This is a genomic window from Leclercia sp. LTM14 (assembly GCF_023736175.1).
Taxonomy (GTDB): Bacteria; Pseudomonadota; Gammaproteobacteria; order Enterobacterales; family Enterobacteriaceae; genus Enterobacter; species Enterobacter barmai.
Genome location: NZ_JAIKTT010000002.1, coordinates 503,884 through 524,400, shown reverse-complemented (window position 1 = coordinate 524,400; position 20,517 = coordinate 503,884). Strand labels below are relative to the sequence as shown.

Genomic DNA, 20,517 nt, shown 5'->3' with positions numbered 1-20,517 from the left:
ACAGCACGCCGGGTCAGGCCAGCGTGCGATTTGGGTCAGTCAGGGATGGGAAGGGAGATGTGATGCCACACGGGCCAGTTAAAGCAGAAACGGGCTCCGCCGAGGTCGCTGGCATCACAGCTGACGTCGCCGCCCAGCGCCTGGGCGATGGAGTGAACGATCGCCAGCCCCAGGCCACAGCCGCCGGTGGCGCGGTCCCGGCTCGGGTCGAGACGCACGAACGGCTCAAAGACGCGCTGACGGGCCTCTGGCGCAATGCCCGGGCCATCATCTTCCACCATCAAACTGGCGCGGCTGCCGTCCAGCTGCAATGAAATCCGCAGCCGGTTATCGCTGTAGCGCAGGGCATTGTTGACCAGGTTATCCAGCACGCGCTCCATCAACCGCATATCCAGCGCGCCGTAATCGCCGTCCATGCTGTTGATCAGCAGCGTGCGTTGCGGGTTCACGCTCTGCACATCTTCAACGTAGCCGCGCAGCCAGGCGGGCAGGTCCAGGGTGGTGAGCTTCAGCTCGTTCTGCGGCCGGTCGAGGCGGGCGTAGGTCAGCAGCTCCTCAATCAGCGCCTCGAGCTGGCTGATATCGCGGTTCAGCGCCAGCGACTCCGCCTCGGTCAGGTTTTCGCTCATCTCGAGCCGGTAACGCAGTCGTACCAGCGGGGTACGCAGTTCGTGGGCGATGCCGTCGATCAGCTGTTTTTTGCTGGCGATCAGGGCGTTGATGTTGTCTGCCATCTGGTTAAAGGCCACCCCCAGGCGCTCAAAGCTGGAACCGCTGTCGAAATGGATGCGCTCGGTTAAGTGCCCGTCGCCAAAACGCTGGGCGGCTGCTTCCAGGCGCAGCATGTCCTGCCAGTGGGGGCGCATCCAGATAAACACCGGGAAGGCGAGGGAAATGGCGATAAAGGCCAGCAGGGCGATATCCAGCAGGCGCATCTGATGCAGGAAGTAGAGATAGGGCACCGGGCCGACCGCCAGCACATAATGGCTGCGCGGAATTCGCTGGATGAAGGTGTACTGATCGTCCAGAGCCACAATGTCGCCCTGACGCAGTCGCTGCATTGTCGGGGCATCCAGGGTGTATTTCTTCAGCGGTTCGATGCGCAGTTTAAATGACAGGTTCAGATCCAGCTCTTTGATGGTCCTCGCCCAGTCGTGAGGGGGGATCTCACGCAGTTCGCTGCGCATCAGATAGAGCGAGCTTTTCATCAAATCATCCAGCGATTGTCTGCCCGCCCGCTCGGCGGTGAATTTGTAGACCAGCCCGACCAGCATGGTCATCACCAGGAAGCAGACAAACAGCAGGAGGTAAAACTGTACGAACAGTTTTTCATGAAATATCACCCAAATACAACGCGTTAATAATGCCGCCCGGTCTTAAGAATCATTTTCTCTGAACGGGCATCGCATACTTTACGCAATGGGCTGCCTCATGGCATAGCGAATGTTGAAGGTTTCGTCTTGCTTCATCACGTTTGCCTGCACATGCCAGGCATTTTCAATCATATTTGGCGTCAGCACGGTATCCGGCGGCCCGCTGGCTATCACCTTGCCGGATTTCAGCAGGACCAGCCGATGGCAGTAGTTGGCGGCGAGATTAAGATCGTGCAGCGCCACCACCACCGTAATGGGCAACCGGGTGATCAACGTCATCAGCTCCAGCTGATGCTCGATATCCAGATGGTTGGTGGGCTCATCGAGGATCAACACGCGCGGCTGCTGGGCCAGGGCGCGGGCAATCTGACAGCGCTGCCGCTCGCCGCCTGAAAGCTGCCGCCAGAGCCGGTGACGCAGGGCAGAGAGCTTCATCTGATGGATGGCGTTCTCCACCGCCTGGTTGTCGCTCTCGCTCCAGCCAAAAAGTCCCCGGCGGTGCGGCGTGCGCCCCAGCCGGACAATTTGCTCCACGCTGAGATCGCCATCCACCCCGGCATGCTGGGGGACAAACGCCAGCTGTTTTGCCCGATCCCGCACGGAGATTTTATTGAGCGGAGTGCCATCAAACTGAATATGGTGCGCATGTCGCGGGATTAACCCGGCCAGACAGCGCAGCAGCGTTGATTTCCCCGAGCCATTTGGCCCCAGCAGGCCGACGATCTCGCCGCTCCCCAGCTCCAGATTGATATCCTGAAGCACCTTACGGGACTGCAGGGTAACCTGCAGCTCTCTCAATGAAATGGTCATACTCTTTTCTCCCGGCTGCGATAGAGCAGAACGACAAAGGCAGGCGCGCCCACTAGCGCAGTGACCACGCCAATCGGCAGCACCTGGTGGGTAATCAGCGTGCGGGAAACCACATCCGCGAGGATCATAAAGTGACTCCCGACCAGGAAGGTCAGGGGAACAGCGCGGCGGTGCCCGGGGCCGCACAGCATCCGGGTGATATGCGGGATCACCAGCCCGACAAACCCCACTGCGCCAATAATACTGACCATCACCGCCGTCACCAGGGCGCAGGTGAGCAGCAGGATGATGCGTACCAGGGTCACCGGCACGCCCAGGGTGGTGGAGACTTCATCGCCAAAGGTGAAGGTATCCAGCGAGCGTGAAAAGGCGATGATCACCATGAACCCGGCCAGAACCACCCCCAGTGCCAGCAGCGCATCCGGCCAGCGCACGCTGCTCAGACTACCCAGCAGCCAGAACATAACGCTACGCGACTGCTCGGCGTTGGCGGAGGTGCTGACAATGTACGCGGTCATGGCGTTGAAGAGCTGCGTCCCGGCAATACCCGCCAGCAGGATGCGGGGCGGGCTGTCGGTCATGCCGTGGGTGATCAGCATGATCAGCCCGAATGCGCAGCAGGCGCCGATAAAGGCCCCGCCGCTGATGCCCAGCGCGCCGCCGCCGATCCCGAGCAGCATCACGCAGACGGCACCCAGTGAGGCGCCGGAGGAGATCCCCAGTAAATACGGCTCCGCCAGCGGGTTACGCAGGATCGCCTGCATCACCAGGCCGCAGAGCGCCAGTCCGCCGCCGCTGCAGGCCGCCATCAGCGCCCGGCTCATGCGGTACTGCCAGACTATACCTTCCTCCACCTGAGGCAGGACATAGCTTCCCAGACCCAGGCCGTTAAGAATGGCTTTCCCCGCATTTCCATATGACACCGGCATATCCCCGACGGTGGCGGCGAAAACCAGCATCAGCGGCAGGGTCAGTAACCCGACAGCCAGCAGGCTACCCTGCCGCCAGCGTGGCAGGGTAAAGGGGGCGCGCAGAGTCAGCATGCTCATCGTTCAACCTGATAAGTCGCCAGTTTTTCGCCGATGGCCTCGACGGCATCGACATTACGCAGTGAAGGATTGAGTGACATCGCGGGCACCACAATGATATGACCTTTTTTTACGGCGGGGATGTTTCGGGTCACCGGATCGTCGTTTAAAAATGCCTTTTTAACCGCCACGTCATCGGCCGGGTAGAGCCGACGGGACATTTCGGCGATAACGATCACGTCCGGCTGCGCCTGGGCGATATGTTCCCAGGTGACGGCGGGCCATTCATCATGTGAATCAATAATGTTTTTCAGCCCCAGCGTGTTGCTGATCCAGCCCGGCGCGCCATAATCGCCCGCCACCCAGGGATCGCCTTTCAGACGGCTGCTGGAGAACCAGAACACCACTTTCAGAGGGCGGGTCTGCTGCGTAGCCGCCAGGGTCTGAGCTTTCGCAATACGCTGTTTCAGCGCCGCGTTAAGCGCTTTACCCTGGGCTTGAACATCGAATATTGCTGCCAGTTCGCTGATTTCACGCTCGATCTCCGCGATGGAGAAAGGCGTGCTGCGCGCTCCGTCGGCATTCGAGCTGTCGGTGACGCTTTTGCCGATGCAGTCGGCAGGGGAGATCCACGTCGAAATGCCAAGGGAAGCAAACTGTTCCCGGGTGCCGGTTTCCCCCTGCGGCCCGATGTGCCAGTGATATTGCGCCAGAACCAGATCGGGATTTTGCGCGGTGACCGCTTCAAAGGAAGGGGCGTTATCCGCCAGTTTTTTTATTCCCTTACCGCGCGCCGTCAGGGCATCCGGTAACGGGCCAAACCAGACCGACGTGGCGCTGATTTTCTTCTCAAGCCCCAGCGCCAGCAGCAGTTCCGTCTCGTGTTGCCCAACCGTCACTACCCGCTGTGGAGCCTGGGTAAAGGTCTCCTTTACCCCACAGTTTTCTACCGTCAGCGGATAAGTTGTTGCGGCGATCGCCGGTTGCGCCAGTGTCGTAAGCACTAATGCCATTGCGCTGTATTTGATAAACACGTTACCTTCCCCATAAATGTTATGTTATAACATAATACATATTATGAGGGCGGTAGCAAAAGGTTAATCACCAGGGGAAGGATAATGAATGAGGCCGCTTACCTTGGCGGCAGCCGCTTTACATGTCCCAGGCGTGGGGCGCGAAGAGATAGCCCTTGTTACGCACGGTTTTAATGCGGAACGGCTCGGTGGCGTTATCCAGCAGTTTCTTGCGCAGGCGGGAGATCGCCACGTCCACGCTGCGGTCCATGCCATCGTAGCTGACGCCGCGCAGGTTTTTCAGCAGCGCGTCCCGGTCCATAATCTGCCCGGCATGGGTCGCCAGCTCCCACAGCAGATCGAAATCCGCCGTCGACAATGCCACCTGCTCGCCGGAAAGCAGCACCTGCCGATTCACCGGGTCGATGGAAAGCGTGCCGAAACGCAGCGCTTTATGCGGAGTGAGTTGCGGGGCCGGGGTTTCGCTGGAGGTGGCAACATGCTGGCGCAGATGCAGGCGCACACGCGCCAGCAGCACTGCCGGAGGGGTAGTTTTCAGGATGTAGTCGTTGGCGCCCATTTCCAGAGACAAGATATGGTTCATGTCGCTGTCGAGGGAGGTGAGCAGCACAATCGGGCCCTGCCAGCGGGCGCGCAGATCCCGGCACAGGGTCATGCCGTCTTTGCCGGGCAACATAATATCCAGCAGCACCAGATCGGGTTTTTCCCGCGCCACCACCTCTTCAGCACGGTCGCCGCGCGGTTCGACGATGACTTCAATATCATGTTTACCCAGGTAAGCGGCTATCAGCTGGCCTACTTCGGGTTCATCCTCAACGTATACGATCTTGTTCATTCAAAGTCTGTGTCTGCAGAAAACGCCAACATACACCTCGCAACCTTAACCTTCCATTAATCATTCGCAAAATGTTGCCGTTCCGTTATGCTGCCCGGCACTGTTATTGAGTTGTTAAGGAGAAAGGGATGGGACTGCTGATTAAGGCGGCGATTGGCGCGCTGGTGGTGTTACTGATTGGAGTGCTGGCGAAAACCAAAAACTACTATATAGCCGGGCTGATCCCGCTGTTTCCGACCTTTGCTTTAATCGCCCACTACATTGTCGCCTCTGAGCGCGGCATTGAGGCGCTGCGGGTGACCATCGTCTTTGGCATGTGGTCGATTATTCCCTATTTTATCTATCTGCTCTCGCTATGGTATTTCACCGGAATAATGCGTTTGCCCCTGGCGCTGGGCGGAGCGGTTGTTTGCTGGAGCCTCAGCGCCTGGGTGTTAATCTTCTTCTGGAGCCGCTTTCACTAACGCAGCGGCCGTCCACCATCCACGCCGAACGAACGGCCCGTGACGTAGCAACTGGTCAGAATGTAGTCGATTAAATCAATCACCTCTTTTTCACCCGGGGCGATTTTCATCAGGGACTTGTTCAGCGCCTGCTGACGATAGTCGGCATCGTCGTGTTCGTTAAACATAATCAGCGACGGGGCGATGGCGTTAACTTTGACCTCCGGTGCCAGCTTGCGGGCAAAGGATCGGGTCATGTTGTCCAGGGCAGCTTTACTGGCGGCATAAGCAATGTGCTTATCGCTGCCGCGCTCAACCACGTAGTCGGTAAAGTGGATGATGTCGCTGGCGGCATGGCCGTGACCGCGCAGCAGCTCCTGTAAAGCGTGGTTCAGCAGGTAAGGGGCATGGACGTGGATCTGCAGCATGCAGGAGAGCGTTTCGCTGAGCGGCGTCTCAGGGCTCTCCGGCATCCATGCACTGGCATTATGGATGATGGCGCGTAATCCCGGAGTTTCCGCTTTTATCCGTTCGGCAAAGGCCATAATGCCTTCGTCGGTGGCAAAATCGGCCTGAACACAGGTCGCACCCGCCTCGCAAAGCGTCTCTATCGCCGGATATTTCGTGCGATAGCTGATAATCACCGGCTGGTGAAGATTCAAAAAATGGTGGGCAAGCGCGAGGCCAATACGACGGCCTCCGCCAGTAATCAGGATCGGGAGCGGTTTTGCCTGTCCCATCGTGTTCTCCTTATCCGTTCGACGATGGGACGCGGTCGCTTATCCCATCAACATCCACGTTGCCGGTAGTGCGGCAACCAGTAACAATCCAATCAGCACGATTTCACGACGCTTCAGCGCGTGCTGGAGCTGGTGCGTGCGACGGGCGTAAATAAACACCAGCAGTCCCGGCGCGTAGAGCACGACGGAGAGCAGCAGATGCATCGGTCCGGAGGCGTAGAGCAGCCATAAGCCGTAAATGCAGGCACCCATTCCCACGACAGTATGCATCGGTCGGGTCGCTATTTTTAACAAATATGCACCCACCAGGAAATAGGGTACCAGAATCATCTCAGAGGCGATGGTTAACAAGGTGTTATAGTCAGAACCTGTGAGCCAGATCAGCACCAGACAAACCTGCACGCTAATGTTGGTCAACCACAGCGACGCGGACGGGGCATTGTTCTTGTTCTGATGTCTGAAAAGACGCGGAAAGGCTTTATGGGTCGCGGCGAGGAAGGGCACTTCGGCCGCCATGATGGTCCAGCTCAGGTAAGCTCCACACACGGAGACGATCAGACCCGCAGCAATGACCACTTCGCCCCAGGAGCCCATCATCTTCACCATCAGGCCCGCCATTGACGGGTTACGCATCTCCGCCAGTTCAGGACGCGCCACCACGCCCAGAGACAGCAGCGTCACCAGCAGATAGACGCTCAGCGCGGCCAGCACCGCCAGCAGCGTGGCGCGGCCCACATCATGCTTATTGCGCGCCCGGGCCGAGACCACGACCGCGCCTTCCACCCCGATAAACACCCACAGGGTGATCAGCATGGTGTTTTTCACCTGCTCCCAGACCGGCACGCCCAGCGCCACGCCGGAAAAGTCCAGGCTGAAGAGATCGAGACGAAACGCGATGAACGCCAGCACGATAAACAGCCCCAGCGGCACCAGCTTCGCCAGAGTGGCGACCAGGTTGATGCTTGCCGCAGTCTGCACGCCCCGCAGCACCAGGAAGTGCACGACCCACAGCAGCACCGAGGAGCCCACAATGGATTGCCAGGTGTTGCCATCGCCGAACAGCCGCAGTTCAGGCGTATCGGTAAAGAAACTCAGCGCAGAAAAGACGATCACCAGATAAGAGACGTTGGCGATCACCGCGCACAGCCAGTAGCCCCAGGCGGAACAAAAACCTACCAGTTCACCAAAGCCTTCGCGGGCGTAGGTAAAAATGCCGCCATCAAGGTCAGGACGGATGCGCGTTAACAGCAGCATCGCGAAGGCCAGCAGCAGGATCCCGACGCCGGTGATCCCCCAGCCAATAAGCAGCGCAGACGGGCTGGCCACGGCGGCCATATTCTGCGGCAGACTGAATACACCCGCACCGAGCATGGAGCTTAAAACAAGCGCAGTTAAAGCGCTCAGGCCAAGTTTCTTTTCCATTGGCATCCTGTTTAAAAAGGGGTCAAAAGCAGAATAATTATTTTGTCGAAGCGCATAAAAATGGTGGATCACGCTAAGGCGCGGGATTTTACGGAGTGTCACGAAAGCATGCAATGAGGATGGGCCGAAATCTGGCTAAAAAGCAAAAAAAAGGCGGCACCAGGCCGCCTGAATGAAACACTTTACTTATTTGTACAGGTCTGCGCTGATGGTCATGTTATTACCGCGCTCCTGCCACTGGCGGGTGATGTGGTAATACTTGGCCCCTTTCTTCGCCGCCCGCTTCGCCACCTGATAGGAGACTTCGGTCATGTTGGAGTAGTTGCCGGTAAATTTAATGCTGTCAAACGGCACCATCTGCGCGGCAGTGGCGTTGTTCAGCTCTTCAATTTTAGTGCCGTCATTCAGCGTGACGCTGTAACGGCCACCTTTGGTGGATTGCGTTTCAAAGAATCGGCCTACGCCAGCAACGCTGGCAGCCGGTGCAGCGCTGGTCGCCACGCCCGGGATCTCAACTTTCTTCGCTTCTTCGCCACCTTTGGCGATAGCCGCACGGCCGGCATCAGAGTCAGCAGGGATAACGTCCGGGCTCTGGACGATACGTTTTTTCGCGTCTTTTTTGTAGATATAGGCAGTGATACGCTGGTTACCGCCCTGGTTTGCATCGATCTGGCGAACGATATAGAAGGCGTCAGCCCCTTTCGCTTTCGCGGCTTTGGTAATGGCATCGTTCACTTCAGGCTGGCTGCGGTAGAAGCCCTGAATGGTGACGGTATCGTAAGGCTCAAGGAGAACGGCCTGGTCTTTTGGCAGTTCCGTCACGCCATTAATAACGCGATTTTTCTCCTCGTCGGCTTTCGGGGCATTTTCTTTATACAGCGCAACGAGCACGCGCTGGTTGCCGCTGTCGCCGTAGTCAGAGTTATCAACCACGTAAAATGCAGCGGCGCCTTCTTTATCGGCGCGTTTTGATGCAGCGTTAACCGCATCGCCAATTGAGTTAAAACGACCTACGATCATAACGCGGTCGTAAGGTTTCGTTGCTGCCGCTTGCTCCGGCGTTAACTCTGTCGCCGCGTTGGCGGACAGGGCGGTCGCAGAAAGGAGTGCTGACGCCAGGAGAGTGTTCTTGAGCTTCATAAAAATAATCCTTCGCCTTACGCAAACCAGGTACTGGTGTAGTTGTTAATTTGAAAACGTTGACGATTATTGCATTTAACACCCTCTGCTGTCTGCGGCATTTTTTGTGGCCATGGCGATGGGGACGAACAATATCTATAACATTTAGTGATATGTTGAAAAAACACGCGTTTGACCAGTAAAACTAATAAAGCATATAACTTTCACAAGTTGATTTAATGTTAATAAGTTGTTTCTAGCTGGCGCTATATCGTGTTTTTCCCGCTTCGACTGAGCTAAACATCGGCCCTGGCGGATAAATAAAGGCAGATATGCCTGTCTGAGATGCCGATCGCTTATTTTTGACAGTTAAAGGCATAAAAAGTGTTTTCTTGCTGTGGATCACAGGCGGTATTTTCAGTAGGTTATAGAAAGTTTGTTACCGTTTTATTTTCTGCAGATATTGGTTAGCGGCAGGTTAACACCTGTCACTGTCGTTATATATCTGTGATGAATATTCGACAAACCATCATCAAAAACCGATGGAAGGGATTACTATGCGTATTGGGGTACCAAGAGAACGGTTTGCCAATGAAACCCGCGTAGCGGCGACACCAAAAACGGTGGAGCAGCTGCTCAAACTGGGTTTTACCGTCGCGGTTGAAAGCGGCGCAGGCAAGCTGGCAAGTTTCGATGACGAGGCGTTCGTTCAGACGGGCGCAGAGATTGTAGACGGCGCTAACGTCTGGCATTCGGACGTTATTCTGAAGGTCAATGCACCCGAAGAGGAAGAGATCGCGCTGCTGAACCCGGGCACCACCCTGGTGAGCTTTATCTGGCCAGCCCAGAACCCGGAGCTGATGGAGAAACTGGCGGCGCGTGGCGTCACCGTAATGGCAATGGACTCCGTACCGCGTATCTCGCGTGCGCAGTCGCTGGATGCCCTGAGCTCGATGGCGAATATCGCCGGTTACCGTGCCATCGTCGAGGCGGCGCACGAGTTTGGTCGCTTCTTTACCGGTCAGATCACCGCTGCGGGTAAAGTCCCGCCAGCGAAAGTGATGGTGATTGGGGCAGGCGTTGCGGGTCTGGCTGCCATTGGCGCGGCAAACAGTCTGGGCGCTATCGTCCGTGCTTTTGATACCCGTCCGGAAGTGAAAGAACAGGTGCAGAGTATGGGCGCCGAGTTCCTGGAACTGGACTTTAAAGAAGAAGCCGGCAGCGGCGACGGCTACGCGAAGGTGATGTCCGAGGCCTTTATCAAAGCCGAAATGGCGCTGTTTGCCGCTCAGGCGAAAGAGGTGGACATCATTGTCACCACCGCGCTGATCCCGGGCAAACCCGCACCGAAGCTCATCACCCGCGAAATGGTTGACTCCATGAAGGCCGGCAGCGTGATCGTCGATCTGGCCGCGCAAAACGGCGGTAACTGCGAATACACCGTCCCGGGCGTGGTCACTACCACCGCCAACGGCGTAAAAGTGATCGGCTATACCGACCTGCCGGGCCGTCTGCCGACCCAGTCTTCTCAGCTGTATGGTACCAACTTGGTCAACCTGCTGAAGCTGCTGTGCAAAGAGAAAGACGGCAACGTCACCGTTGATTTTGAAGACGTCGTTGTGCGTGGCGTTACCGTGGTGCGCGAGGGTGAAATCACCTGGCCGGCACCGCCTATTCAGGTTTCCGCCCAGCCGCAGGCCGCTGCTAAAGCCGCTCCGGCACCAAAAGAACCGGAAAAACCTGCCTCGCCGTGGCGCAAATTTGCCTTTATGGCGCTGGCCATTATCCTGTTTGGCTGGCTGGCAGACGTTGCGCCGAAAGAGTTCCTCGGTCACTTCACGGTCTTTGCGCTCTCCTGCGTGGTGGGTTACTACGTGGTGTGGAACGTCTCCCATGCGCTGCATACCCCGCTGATGTCGGTGACGAACGCTATCTCCGGGATCATCGTGGTCGGGGCATTGCTGCAGATTGGTCACGGCGGCTGGGTCAGCTTCCTCAGCTTTATCGCGGTACTGATCGCCAGTATCAATATTTTCGGTGGTTTCACCGTGACTCAGCGCATGCTGAAAATGTTTCGTAAGGGATAAGGGGTAACTTATGTCTGGAGGATTAGTTACAGCTGCATACATTGTTGCCGCGGTCCTGTTTATTTTCAGCCTCGCTGGGCTTTCAAAACATGAAACGTCGCAGCAGGGTAACAACTTTGGTATCGCCGGGATGGCGATTGCGCTGATTGCCACGATTTTCGGGCCGGACACCGGCAACGTTGCGTGGATCCTGGTGGCGATGATCATCGGCGGCGCTATTGGTATTCGTCTTGCTAAACGCGTTGAAATGACCGAAATGCCGGAGCTGGTAGCGATTCTGCACAGTTTCGTGGGTCTGGCGGCGGTGCTGGTTGGCTTTAACAGCTACCTGTATCACGAGCCGGGGATGGAGCCGATTCTGGTCAACATCCACCTGACCGAAGTGTTCCTTGGGATCTTCATCGGTGCGGTGACCTTTACCGGTTCTATCGTGGCGTTCGGCAAGCTGCGCGGCAAGATCTCCTCTAAACCGCTGATGCTGCCAAACCGTCACAAGATGAACCTGGCCGCGCTGGTGGTGTCGTTTGTGCTGATGGTGGTGTTCGTGCGTACCGACAGCGTGGGTATGCAGGTGCTGGCGCTGCTGGTGATGACCATCATCGCGCTGGCGTTCGGCTGGCACCTGGTGGCCTCCATCGGTGGTGCGGACATGCCGGTGGTGGTCTCCATGCTCAACTCCTACTCCGGTTGGGCGGCAGCGGCGGCGGGCTTCATGCTGAGCAACGACCTGCTGATCGTGACCGGTGCGCTGGTGGGCTCGAGCGGTGCGATCCTCTCCTACATCATGTGTAAGGCGATGAACCGTTCGTTCATCAGCGTGATTGCCGGGGGCTTCGGCACCGACGGCCAAACTTCCGATGGTGACGACGAGGTGGGTGAGCATCGTGAGATCAGCGCTGAAGATACCGCCGACATGCTGAAAAACTCGCACTCGGTCATCATCACTCCGGGCTACGGCATGGCGGTGGCGCAGGCTCAGTATCCGGTGGCGGAAATCACCGAGCGTCTGCGTGCCCGCGGCATCAAGGTGCGTTTTGGTATACACCCGGTTGCCGGGCGTCTGCCAGGCCACATGAACGTGCTGCTGGCTGAAGCGAAAGTGCCTTACGACATCGTGCTGGAGATGGATGAAATCAACGACGACTTTTCCGACACCGATACCGTGCTGGTTATCGGCGCCAACGACACCGTTAACCCGGCGGCGCAGGACGATCCGAAGAGCCCAATCGCCGGTATGCCGGTTCTGGAAGTGTGGAAGGCGCAGAACGTTATCGTCTTCAAACGCTCAATGAACACCGGTTACGCTGGCGTACAGAACCCGCTTTTCTTTAAAGAGAACACCCACATGCTGTTTGGCGATGCCAAAGCCAGCGTGGATGCGATCCTGAAAGCGTTGTAAGCAAGGCTTCACGACTGATAAAAAACCGCCCACAACAGGGCGGTTTTCTCATTTCTGCGGGCTAAACATTCTCACTGTCTATACTTTCCTTTTTATATTAAGGGAGGAGGGAGAATGCAGTTTTTGTCACGTTTCGATATTCTGACGTTAATGATGACCCCCACATTCTGGATTGGCTTCGCGACCGTAACGGTAGTGACGCTGTTGGTGTACTGGCTACTGAAACGCCTTATCACCTTTGTCCATAAGAGCATTACCAGCTGGGGCGATAAACATCCCGCCACAAATAAGATGCATTTTATCCTTACAGAGATGCTTAACCGCACCAGCCGGATCCTGCTGTTCGTGGTGGCATTCCTGTTTAGCCTGCGCTTTGTCGAACTGCCGGATCGCCTCTACGGTGCGCTCAGCCACGCCTGGTTCCTGGTGCTGGCGATTCAGGTGGCGCTGTGGATGGATCAGGGGGTGGTCTCCTGGCTTCGGCACGTCATGCTGTCGCCGGGGAGCCATAAAAACCCGGTCACCCTGGTCATAACCGGCCTGATCCTGCGGGCGATTGTCTGGTCAGTGATGCTGCTGTCAATTCTTGCTAACGCGGGCGTCAACATCACTGCTCTGGTTGCCAGCCTTGGGGTGGGGGGTATCGCTATCGCTCTGGCGGTGCAGACCATTCTCAGTGACGTCTTCGCCTCGCTCTCCATTGGGTTCGATAAGCCCTTTGAGATTGGCGATTTCGTGGTGTTCAACGACGTTGCCGGGACGGTGGAGCACATCGGTCTGAAAACAACGCGCATTCGCAGCCTGAGCGGGGAGCAGATTGTCTGTGGCAATGCGATCCTGCTTCAGCAGACCCTGCATAACTATAAGCGTATGCAGACGCGCCGCATCGTCTTTACCTTCGGCGTGGCCAGCGATACCCCGCCAGAGAAGCTGCGCGTGATTGGCGATAACGTGAAGAAGATCATCACCGATATCGGCGAAACGCGCTTTGACCGCGCCCATCTGCTTGGCTTTGATAAGGACAGGCTGACCTTTGAGGTGGTGCATATCGTGAATACTGCGGATTACAACAAATACATGGACATCCAGCAGGAGATTAACATCCGGATCCTCGAGAGCCTGAAAGAGGAGGGTGTCAAACTGGCCCTGCCAAGCATGGTGCTGCATGCCCCCTGGATGAAAGAGGGCGAGGGCGCACAGCCGCCGTCGCAGCAACCCGTTACCGAGAGCTAAAAAAAGCCCGCCAAACTGGCGGGCTTTTTACGTTTAGTCGTCTTCGTCGTCGTCGAGTTCGACCGGGGTCTGATACTGATCCGGCTTGATAACCAGCAGGTCACAGCGCAGATGGTCGATCACCTGTTCCGCCGTGTTGCCAAGGAAGGCTGCAGAAATACCGGTGCGGCCGATGGTGCCGAGTACCACGATACCGGCCTGCAGATGTTCTGACAGATCCGGAATCACCTCTTCCGGCAGCCCTTTCTCCACGTGGGTCAGTTTCTCATCGATACCAAATTTCTGCCGCAGGGCTTTCATCGCCAGCAGATGCTGTCCGCGGATGGCGTCGTTATAAACGGTAGGATCAAATTCCGGGAGTTCGATGGCAATGTTGATAGGGGTAATCGGGTAGGCGCCAACAAGATGGACTTCAGTATGGTTAACCTGCTCGGCGAGATAGACCGTCTCTTTGACCAGCTTCTCATTCAGGGCGTTGTGGTAGTTCTCTTCGCTGGCGAGATTGACCGCCACCACCGCTTTACCGCCTTCCGGCCACGGCTGGTCTTTGACCATCCACACCGGGCACGGGCATTTACGCAGCAGATGCCAGTCGGTCGGGGTGAAAATCACCGCCTCAAGCTTGTCGTGCTGGTGGGCCATTTTCAGCAGCAGATCGTGTTCGCCGCTAATCACTTCCTGGATGATGGCTTCAAACGGACGGTTGTGCCACACCACTTTAATCTCGATAGGCACGCCGGCATCAAGATAGAATTTTGCCTGTTCGCGTATCCACGCCGTACGCTGGCTGATCACTCCCTGACGCATAGCGGTGCGTTCGTCAGGCGACAGAAGGGTGGTCATTTCGTAAGAAAAGTCATATATCGGCAGAAACGCTTTGATTCTGCCACCAATCCGTTGATGTAAATAGACAGCTCGTCGTAACGCCGGTTGATCGTCCTGATTAGGATCGATGGCCACCAGCATGTTTTGATACTTTGCCATACAGGTCTCCTTACTACTGTCACCACAGTCTGTAATTAAAAGAGTAACCTATATATCTGAAATGAAACAGGGGGGAAGTTTTGCCAGATCAATAAATCAGTAAAATTACCGACCTGGCAAGCAGAAGTCAGATGAATTTATGCAACGTTGCGCGAGTGGCCCGCCAGCACCGCCAGCGCTTCACCGTTTTCAATGGTGATGTACTTGCCTTTTACCGCCAGCATGCCGCTTTTCTGGAAACGACCCAGCAGACGGCTGATGGTTTCAACGGTCAGGCCCAGGTAGTTACCGATATCGCCACGGGTCATGGTCAGACGGAACTCACGAGGCGAGAAACCGCGCTCGGCGAAACGACGGGAGAGGTTATAGATAAACGCGGCCAGGCGCTCTTCTGCATTCTTTTTGGAAAGCAGGAGAATCATATCCTGATCGCCTTTGATCTCACCGCTCATCAGACGCATCATCTGCTGACGCAGGTTAGGCATTTTGCCTGACAGATCGTCGAGGGTTTCAAACGGGATTTCGCAAACCATTGAGGTTTCCAGCGCCTGAGCAAAGCTCGGGTGGTTACCGGTGCCAATGGCGTCAAAGCCCACCAGATCGCCCGCCAGGTGGAAGCCGGTGATCTGCTCGTCGCCCTGTTCGGTGATGGTATAGCTTTTGATGGTGCCAGAGCGGATAGCGTACAGCGACTTCAGTTCGTCTCCCGCTTTGAACAGCGTTTGCCCTTTCTGAATCGGCTTCTTACGCTCGATAATATTATCAAGCTGATCAAGCTCGTGCTCATTCAGGGTAAACGGGATACAGAGCTGGCTGATGCTGCAGTCCTGACAATGGATAGCACAACCGCCAGACTGAATGCGTCGAATAATTCGCTTTTCCGGGATCATAGGTTTGCTCAAGCCTTAATTGATATTGGTCAATTTTAACATCTTTTTTGACCCCGCGTAAGCCTGGTAAACCATCAATAAGGACAAGTTACGTGAACATGCCAGCATCTTCTTGAAATTCCACAACTTGGCTGCGGATATTTCGTCTAACTTAAGGAATATTAAGCACTAAAAGCCTGGAGCTACAGCAGTAAATAGCCTTCGTGACGCAGTAACCACTCCTTGCGCTGGACCCCGCCAGCATAGCCGGTCAGGGTGCCGTTACGCCCGATTACGCGGTGGCAGGGCACTACAATGCTGACCGGATTGGAGCCGTTTGCCGCCCCAACGGCACGCGCCGCACCCGGGCGGCCAAGCTGCTCTGCCAGCTGCCCGTAATGCATCACCTGCCCGCAGGGAATAGCGCGCAACGCCTGCCACACTTCCCGCTGAAAAGGGGTGCCGCCGGTGGCGGTCGGCAGGGTATCGATAATGCTGAGATCGCCCTCGAACCAGGCGGAGAGCTTATCGCTCAGCCCGCCCGGATTGCTGGCGCTGATGCGCTCGTAGCCCTGCGCCCGGTAGTGGATATTCAGCAGTTCCACCATCCGGTTGCTGTGCTCCTCCCACTCGACGGCGCGCAGGTTGAATTGCTCATCGGCAATCACCCACAGCGGCCCGAGGGGCGTCGCAATTTTGTCTTCGAGTAATCTCAGCATCTGGCGTTCCTTAGTTCAGTCGCGGGTAGATCCCAGGCCCGATGGGCAGGCCGACAAGATACCACGCCACCAACATCAGCAACCATACCCCTAAAAAGATAAGCGGATAGGGTAGTACCAGCGAATAGTAGGTACCCAGCTTCGCCTCGGGTTTATAGCGCTGCAGGAAGCCCAGGAACAGCGGCACAAACGGCGACACCGGGGCCAGCGGGATCACCGACGAGTCCGCCACGCGGAACAGGATCTGGGCGAACGCCGGGTGGAAGCCGAGCAGCATAAACATCGGCACGAAGATAGGGGCGAGGATCGACCAGATAGCCGACCCGCTGGCGATAAACATGCACAGCAGGGACGACAGTAGCGCCAGACCAACGAACGCCGGCACGCCGCTCAGCCCGGCAGTTTCCAGAATGTCGGTGAGCCCCACCGCCATAAACTTGCCCATGTTGCTCCAGTTAAACATGGCAACAAACTGCGCCAGCGGGAACACCATCACAATAAACCCGGCCATCTCCTTCATCGGCTCAATCATCAGCTGGGGCAGATCCCCCTGGCGACGTATTTTGCCGGTGGCGATGCCGTAGGCCAGCGAGACCACAAAGAAGAAGAGGATGATCAGCGGCACGATGCCTTTAATAAACGGCGAAGGCAGGACGGTATGTTTCACCGGATCGCGCAGGATGCCGTTCTCCGGCACCACCATCAGCGCAATGGCGGCAATAAACAGCAGGGAGACCAACCCGGCCACGCGCAGGCCCCGGCGCTGTTCCGGCGATAACGAATCCAGCTTCTCATCGCTGCTGCCCTGCCATTTGCCGAGACGCGGCTCGACAATCTTATCGGTGATAAGCCCGCCCACGATGGTCAGCACAATCACCGAACTGGCCATAAAGTACCAGTTGTCGATCACGCTGACGTGCATCGCAGCATCAATGGATTTTGCCGCCTCGGTGCTGATGCCCGAGAGCAGCACGTCGGTAGTCACAATTAGCAGGTTGGCGGTAAAGCCGCAGCCGACACCGGCAATGGCCGCCAGCAGGCCCGCCACCGGATGGCGTCCTACCGCCAGGAAGATCAGCGCCCCCATCGGCGGCATGATCACCAATGCGGCATCCGAGGAGATATGGCTGAAGAAGGCGATAAACAGCACCATATAGCTGGCGTAGCGGGCGCTGACGTGAGAGGCCATTTTAACCATCAGCGCAGGCAGTAAGCCGGAACGCTCAGCCAGACCCGCCCCGAGAACCAGCGCGAGGATGGCACCCAGCGGAGCAAAGCCGCTGAAGTTTTTGATTACGTTTGGTAAAAACCAGTGCAGACCTTCGACGCTGAGCAGATTTTTCACCGCCACCATGCTGCCGTCAGCCGGGTTGCGGGCGCTGACGTCAAAAGCGGACAGAATTGCGGTAGCGACCATCAAAATCGCAATCAAATAGACAAAAAGCAGGAAAGGATGTGGCACTTTATTGCCGACCCTTTCAACCCAACCATAGAGCTTGCCGGATGGGGAATGCGAAGGTATGGATGACATACTCATGGGCGTTCCTCGGGAGTGTTGTGTTGTTATGTTGTTTTATTATTTTAAAGGTGACGGTGTCACGTTTTCTGGGATCGGACAGTGATACGGTTTGTCATTGAGTTGCTGAGTAAACTCCTCCCGGCAGGCGGCCAACAGCGCCGGGTCCTGCAACAGATTCAGGACGGTGGCGCCCATCACTTTACCGGCGTGCAGCATGCCTTTATGGGCGATGGAGGTGCGGCCCTGCGCCACCAGTTGCCAGGTATGCAGCGGCGTGCCCACGGTAAAGCAGGGGCTGAAGCACTGGGCCACCGGCATTTTCCAGCTGACATCGCCCACGTCGGTAGAGCCTGCCAGCACGTTATCGGTGATGGCGTAAGGCGCCACTTCGTCAATCAGCAGGGTCTGCTGGTGGCGGCGGGCAAACTGTTTACCCTCTTCACCCCCGGTTGCGGCAATGTTTTTCAGGCTGTTTTGCAGATCGTTGTCGCTCAGCGTGGCGCGGATCTCCCCGGCGAAGGCGCGTTCCTCATCGTTCCATGCCGGGGTGCCGTAATGCTGCACGGCGCTGTACATGGCCGCTTCCAGCGTGCGGTTAGGCAGGTAGCTGGAACAGGCTTTTTCAAAGCGTCGTTCCACGGTAGTTTCGGTCATCATTGCCGCGCCCTGGGCAATTTTTTCGATACGCTCATAGATCTGCTGCGCGTCGGCCATCTCCGGGGCGCGGATCAGATACAGCACCTCCGCCTGGGCCTGGACCACGTTCGGTGAGATCCCCCCGGTGTCGGTGATGGCGTAATGAACCCGGGCTTTTTCAATGATGTGTTCATTGAGGAAATTGGTGCCGGTGGTCATCAGCGTGACGGCATCCAGCGCGCTACGCCCCAGATGCGGGGAGTTCGCCGCATGGGCCGCGGTGCCGTGAAAACGCCAGGCGACCTGGATGTTGGCTAAGGTACTGACGTTAAACATGCCGGCGAAGGCTTCGGGATGCCAGGTGACGGCGGCGTCCACGTCATCGAACAACCCCTCGCGCACCATAAAGGTTTTACCCGAGCCGCCTTCTTCCCCCGGACAGCCGTAAAAGCGCACGGTGCCGCTCCCTCCGTGCTGCTCCAGCCAGCTTTTCACCGCCACGGCGCCCGCGAGGGCGGCAGTGCCGAGCAGGTTATGCCCGCAGCCGTGGCCGTTGGCCCCGGGCGTGTCGCTTTGCGGTGCGGCGCAGTGCGCCTGCTGGCTTAATCCCGCAAGGGCGTCGTACTCCCCGAGCAGGGCGATAACCGGTTTCCCTTCGCCGTAGCTGGCCATAAAGGCGTTCGGTATGCCACCAGCCTGACGTGTAAGTTTAAAACCTGCCTCTTCCAGGGCACCGGCCAGCCGTTCGGCAGACCAGAACTCTTCAAAACGGGTTTCCGGGTGATCCCAGATCTCATCGGCAATGGCGGTAAACTGCTGCGCGCGGGTGTCGATGGCATCCTCAACAAAACGGTAAATGGTCTGCATTACACACCTCGCGTCCACGGGAAGTTAAGCGCGGTACGCGCCAGGGTTTCGATGGCGATGAGCATCGCCGTCTCGTCAAAGTCGAATTTTTCGTTGTGATGCCCGGCGCTGAGGGTGGTGCCGAACACCATATAGGAGGCGAGCCCGCCGTTTTGCTGAACCCGAGCCATCATTAAGGTGGCGTCTTCAGAGCCGGCCGGGGCTTTCACCTTGTCGATGGCCTGTTCAACGCCGGGAACCTGCGCCGCCTGTTCGCGTAAGTAGCTTACCCACGCCGGGGACGGCTGGCTTGAGGTAGCCGCACCCATCAGGCGCAGCTTATGGCTGACGCCGTGCATCGCTGCCGCGCCCTCAATCACCGCTTTCGCGCGCCCAAAGACGTAGCTGTTAATGGCTTCGCTCTCGCCGCGGGTCTCCACCTTGAGCAGGGCGCTGGCGGGCACAACGTTACGGCCGCTGCCCGCCTGCATAACGCCGACGTTCACCCGGGAAGCCCCTTCGCTGTGCGGGGCGATACTGTGCAGGCCGATGGCGGCCTGGGCGGCAGCCAGCAGGGCATTGCGTCCCTCTTCAGGTTTGCCGCCAGCGTGCGCCGCCACGCCGGTAAAGCGGACGTCGAATTTGGTGGTGGCCATAAAGTTATCGCTGCCGCAGATCACGGTGCCCGCAGGCACGCCGGTGCCGATATGGATAGCGGTGAAATAGTCCACGCCGTCGAGCACACCTGCCGCAACCATCGCCCGCGCGCCGCGGGTGCCCTCTTCGGCAGGCTGGAAAATAAGTTTGATGGTGCCGTTCAGCTGCTCGCGGTACTGCATCAGCAGATGCGCCAGCCCAAGACCGATGGTGGTGTGACCGTCGTGGGCGCAGGCGTGCATCATGCCGTCGTTACAGGAGGCAAACCCCTCCCGGAAGGGAAGATGGTCATTGTCACGGGCTTCATCCAGATCCAGCGCGTCCATGTCCACGCGAAACGCCAGCGTTGGCCCCGGACGGCCAGTGTCCAGCGTGGCGACAATTCCGGTAAAGCCGCCTTCAAACGCGCCGAGCCATTTTTCAGGCGCGCCCTGCTGACGGGCACGGGCAAAGGCTGCTGCCAGGGTGGCATCGTCAGGCAGGCCCATACGGCTGTCTGCATCGACCACATCGCGCCCCATCGCCAGGTCGTAGCCCAGCTGGTCAAGCACCTCGGCGACCTTTGCCGCAGTGCGGAATTCCACCCATCCGGATTCGGCATAAAGGTGGAAATCGCGCCGCCAGGCGGTGAGTTGCGGGAAGAGGGCCTTCAGATGCTGCGCCAGATTATGCATATCGATTCCTGTATCATAAGAATATGTGAACTGCTTCACACTGTGATAGTTTTTACTTATCACTAACCGTTTTTTCACAGATTTAACCTT

General features: G+C 57.3%; 18 protein-coding genes. 4 read left to right on the top strand and 14 right to left on the bottom strand.

The features are described from left to right. Window positions 1–35: 35 nt before the first annotated feature. From rstB to rstA, 5 genes are all read right to left on the bottom strand, one after another. On the bottom strand, window positions 36–1,340 hold the full coding sequence (gene rstB / locus K5I40_RS06935) for a two-component system sensor histidine kinase RstB (RefSeq protein ID WP_309487354.1): 1,305 nt from the start codon (window positions 1,338–1,340) through the stop codon (window positions 36–38). A 72-nt stretch (window positions 1,341–1,412) separates the two neighbouring features. Then, window positions 1,413–2,183 carry an ABC transporter ATP-binding protein gene (locus tag K5I40_RS06930; RefSeq protein ID WP_039029184.1) on the bottom strand — a complete coding sequence of 257 codons (771 nt, stop codon included), beginning with the start codon at window positions 2,181–2,183 and terminating at the stop codon, window positions 1,413–1,415. Continuing rightward, window positions 2,180–3,226, bottom strand: a complete 1,047-nt coding sequence (locus tag K5I40_RS06925) for an iron ABC transporter permease (RefSeq protein WP_223074346.1) — start codon at window positions 3,224–3,226, stop codon at window positions 2,180–2,182. Before K5I40_RS06925 ends, K5I40_RS06930 begins: the two co-directional genes overlap by 4 nt. A gap of 2 nt (window positions 3,227–3,228) precedes the next feature. Continuing rightward, window positions 3,229–4,224, bottom strand: a complete 996-nt coding sequence (locus tag K5I40_RS06920) for an ABC transporter substrate-binding protein (protein WP_223074345.1) — start codon at window positions 4,222–4,224, stop codon at window positions 3,229–3,231. Window positions 4,225–4,363: 139 nt separating this feature from the next. Next, on the bottom strand, window positions 4,364–5,080 hold the full coding sequence (gene rstA, locus K5I40_RS06915) for a two-component system response regulator RstA (protein ID WP_039029186.1): 717 nt from the start codon (window positions 5,078–5,080) through the stop codon (window positions 4,364–4,366). A gap of 128 nt (window positions 5,081–5,208) precedes the next feature. On the opposite strand from rstA, the gene K5I40_RS06910 reads away from it, so the two are divergent. Beyond that, complete coding sequence (locus tag K5I40_RS06910; protein ID WP_223074159.1) at window positions 5,209–5,544, top strand: GlpM family protein; 336 nt, start codon at window positions 5,209–5,211, stop codon at window positions 5,542–5,544. On the opposite strand, the gene folM is transcribed toward K5I40_RS06910, so the two are convergent. The 3 genes from folM to ydgH all read right to left on the bottom strand — a co-directional run bounded on the left by folM (window position 5,541) and on the right by ydgH (window position 8,825). Next, window positions 5,541–6,263: a dihydromonapterin reductase gene (gene folM, locus K5I40_RS06905; protein WP_138368855.1), complete on the bottom strand. Its 723-nt coding sequence runs from the start codon at window positions 6,261–6,263 to the stop codon at window positions 5,541–5,543. The two genes, K5I40_RS06910 and folM, sit on opposite strands and share 4 nt — an antisense overlap. A 39-nt stretch (window positions 6,264–6,302) precedes the next feature. Next, a complete protein-coding gene (locus K5I40_RS06900; protein WP_039029189.1) occupies window positions 6,303–7,685 on the bottom strand; it encodes an amino acid permease in 1,383 nt (460 codons plus the stop codon). Window positions 7,686–7,871: 186 nt separating this feature from the next. Further along, window positions 7,872–8,825 (bottom strand): DUF1471 family protein YdgH, encoded by a 954-nt coding sequence (ydgH, locus tag K5I40_RS06895; RefSeq protein ID WP_039029190.1) that lies wholly within the window; start codon window positions 8,823–8,825, stop codon window positions 7,872–7,874. Between the two features lie 536 nt (window positions 8,826–9,361). Between ydgH and pntA the strand changes: the two genes are divergently transcribed. The 3 genes from pntA (at window position 9,362) to K5I40_RS06880 (ending at window position 13,523) form a co-directional block, all read left to right on the top strand. Continuing rightward, window positions 9,362–10,891 carry a Re/Si-specific NAD(P)(+) transhydrogenase subunit alpha gene (pntA, locus tag K5I40_RS06890; RefSeq protein ID WP_039029191.1) on the top strand — a complete coding sequence of 510 codons (1,530 nt, stop codon included), beginning with the start codon at window positions 9,362–9,364 and terminating at the stop codon, window positions 10,889–10,891. A 10-nt stretch (window positions 10,892–10,901) separates the two neighbouring features. After that, window positions 10,902–12,290, top strand: a complete 1,389-nt coding sequence (gene pntB, locus K5I40_RS06885; RefSeq protein WP_039029192.1) for a Re/Si-specific NAD(P)(+) transhydrogenase subunit beta — start codon at window positions 10,902–10,904, stop codon at window positions 12,288–12,290. A 114-nt stretch (window positions 12,291–12,404) separates the two neighbouring features. After that, window positions 12,405–13,523 (top strand): mechanosensitive ion channel family protein, encoded by a 1,119-nt coding sequence (locus tag K5I40_RS06880; RefSeq protein WP_223074158.1) that lies wholly within the window; start codon window positions 12,405–12,407, stop codon window positions 13,521–13,523. A gap of 33 nt (window positions 13,524–13,556) precedes the next feature. Here K5I40_RS06880 and uspE read toward each other — a convergent pair whose 3' ends face one another. The 6 genes from uspE to K5I40_RS06850 all read right to left on the bottom strand — a co-directional run bounded on the left by uspE (window position 13,557) and on the right by K5I40_RS06850 (window position 20,427). Further along, window positions 13,557–14,507 carry a universal stress protein UspE gene (gene uspE, locus K5I40_RS06875; protein ID WP_039029194.1) on the bottom strand — a complete coding sequence of 317 codons (951 nt, stop codon included), beginning with the start codon at window positions 14,505–14,507 and terminating at the stop codon, window positions 13,557–13,559. A gap of 137 nt (window positions 14,508–14,644) precedes the next feature. Further along, window positions 14,645–15,397 (bottom strand): fumarate/nitrate reduction transcriptional regulator Fnr, encoded by a 753-nt coding sequence (gene fnr, locus K5I40_RS06870; RefSeq protein WP_032617879.1) that lies wholly within the window; start codon window positions 15,395–15,397, stop codon window positions 14,645–14,647. Between the two features lie 182 nt (window positions 15,398–15,579). Beyond that, a complete protein-coding gene (ogt, locus tag K5I40_RS06865) occupies window positions 15,580–16,095 on the bottom strand; it encodes a methylated-DNA--[protein]-cysteine S-methyltransferase (RefSeq protein WP_139564950.1) in 516 nt (171 codons plus the stop codon). Window positions 16,096–16,105: 10 nt separating this feature from the next. Beyond that, window positions 16,106–17,632 carry a p-aminobenzoyl-glutamate transporter gene (abgT, locus tag K5I40_RS06860; protein WP_223074157.1) on the bottom strand — a complete coding sequence of 509 codons (1,527 nt, stop codon included), beginning with the start codon at window positions 17,630–17,632 and terminating at the stop codon, window positions 16,106–16,108. 39 nt (window positions 17,633–17,671) lie between these two features. After that, the gene (locus K5I40_RS06855) at window positions 17,672–19,117 is read right to left on the bottom strand and encodes a M20 family metallopeptidase (RefSeq protein WP_223074156.1); all 1,446 of its coding nucleotides are present in this window, start codon (window positions 19,115–19,117) and stop codon (window positions 17,672–17,674) included. Continuing rightward, window positions 19,117–20,427, bottom strand: coding sequence for a M20 family metallo-hydrolase (locus tag K5I40_RS06850; protein WP_223074155.1), 1,311 nt, complete (start codon window positions 20,425–20,427; stop codon window positions 19,117–19,119). The genes K5I40_RS06855 and K5I40_RS06850 overlap by 1 nt, the downstream gene beginning before the upstream one ends. Window positions 20,428–20,517 lie beyond the last annotated feature (90 nt).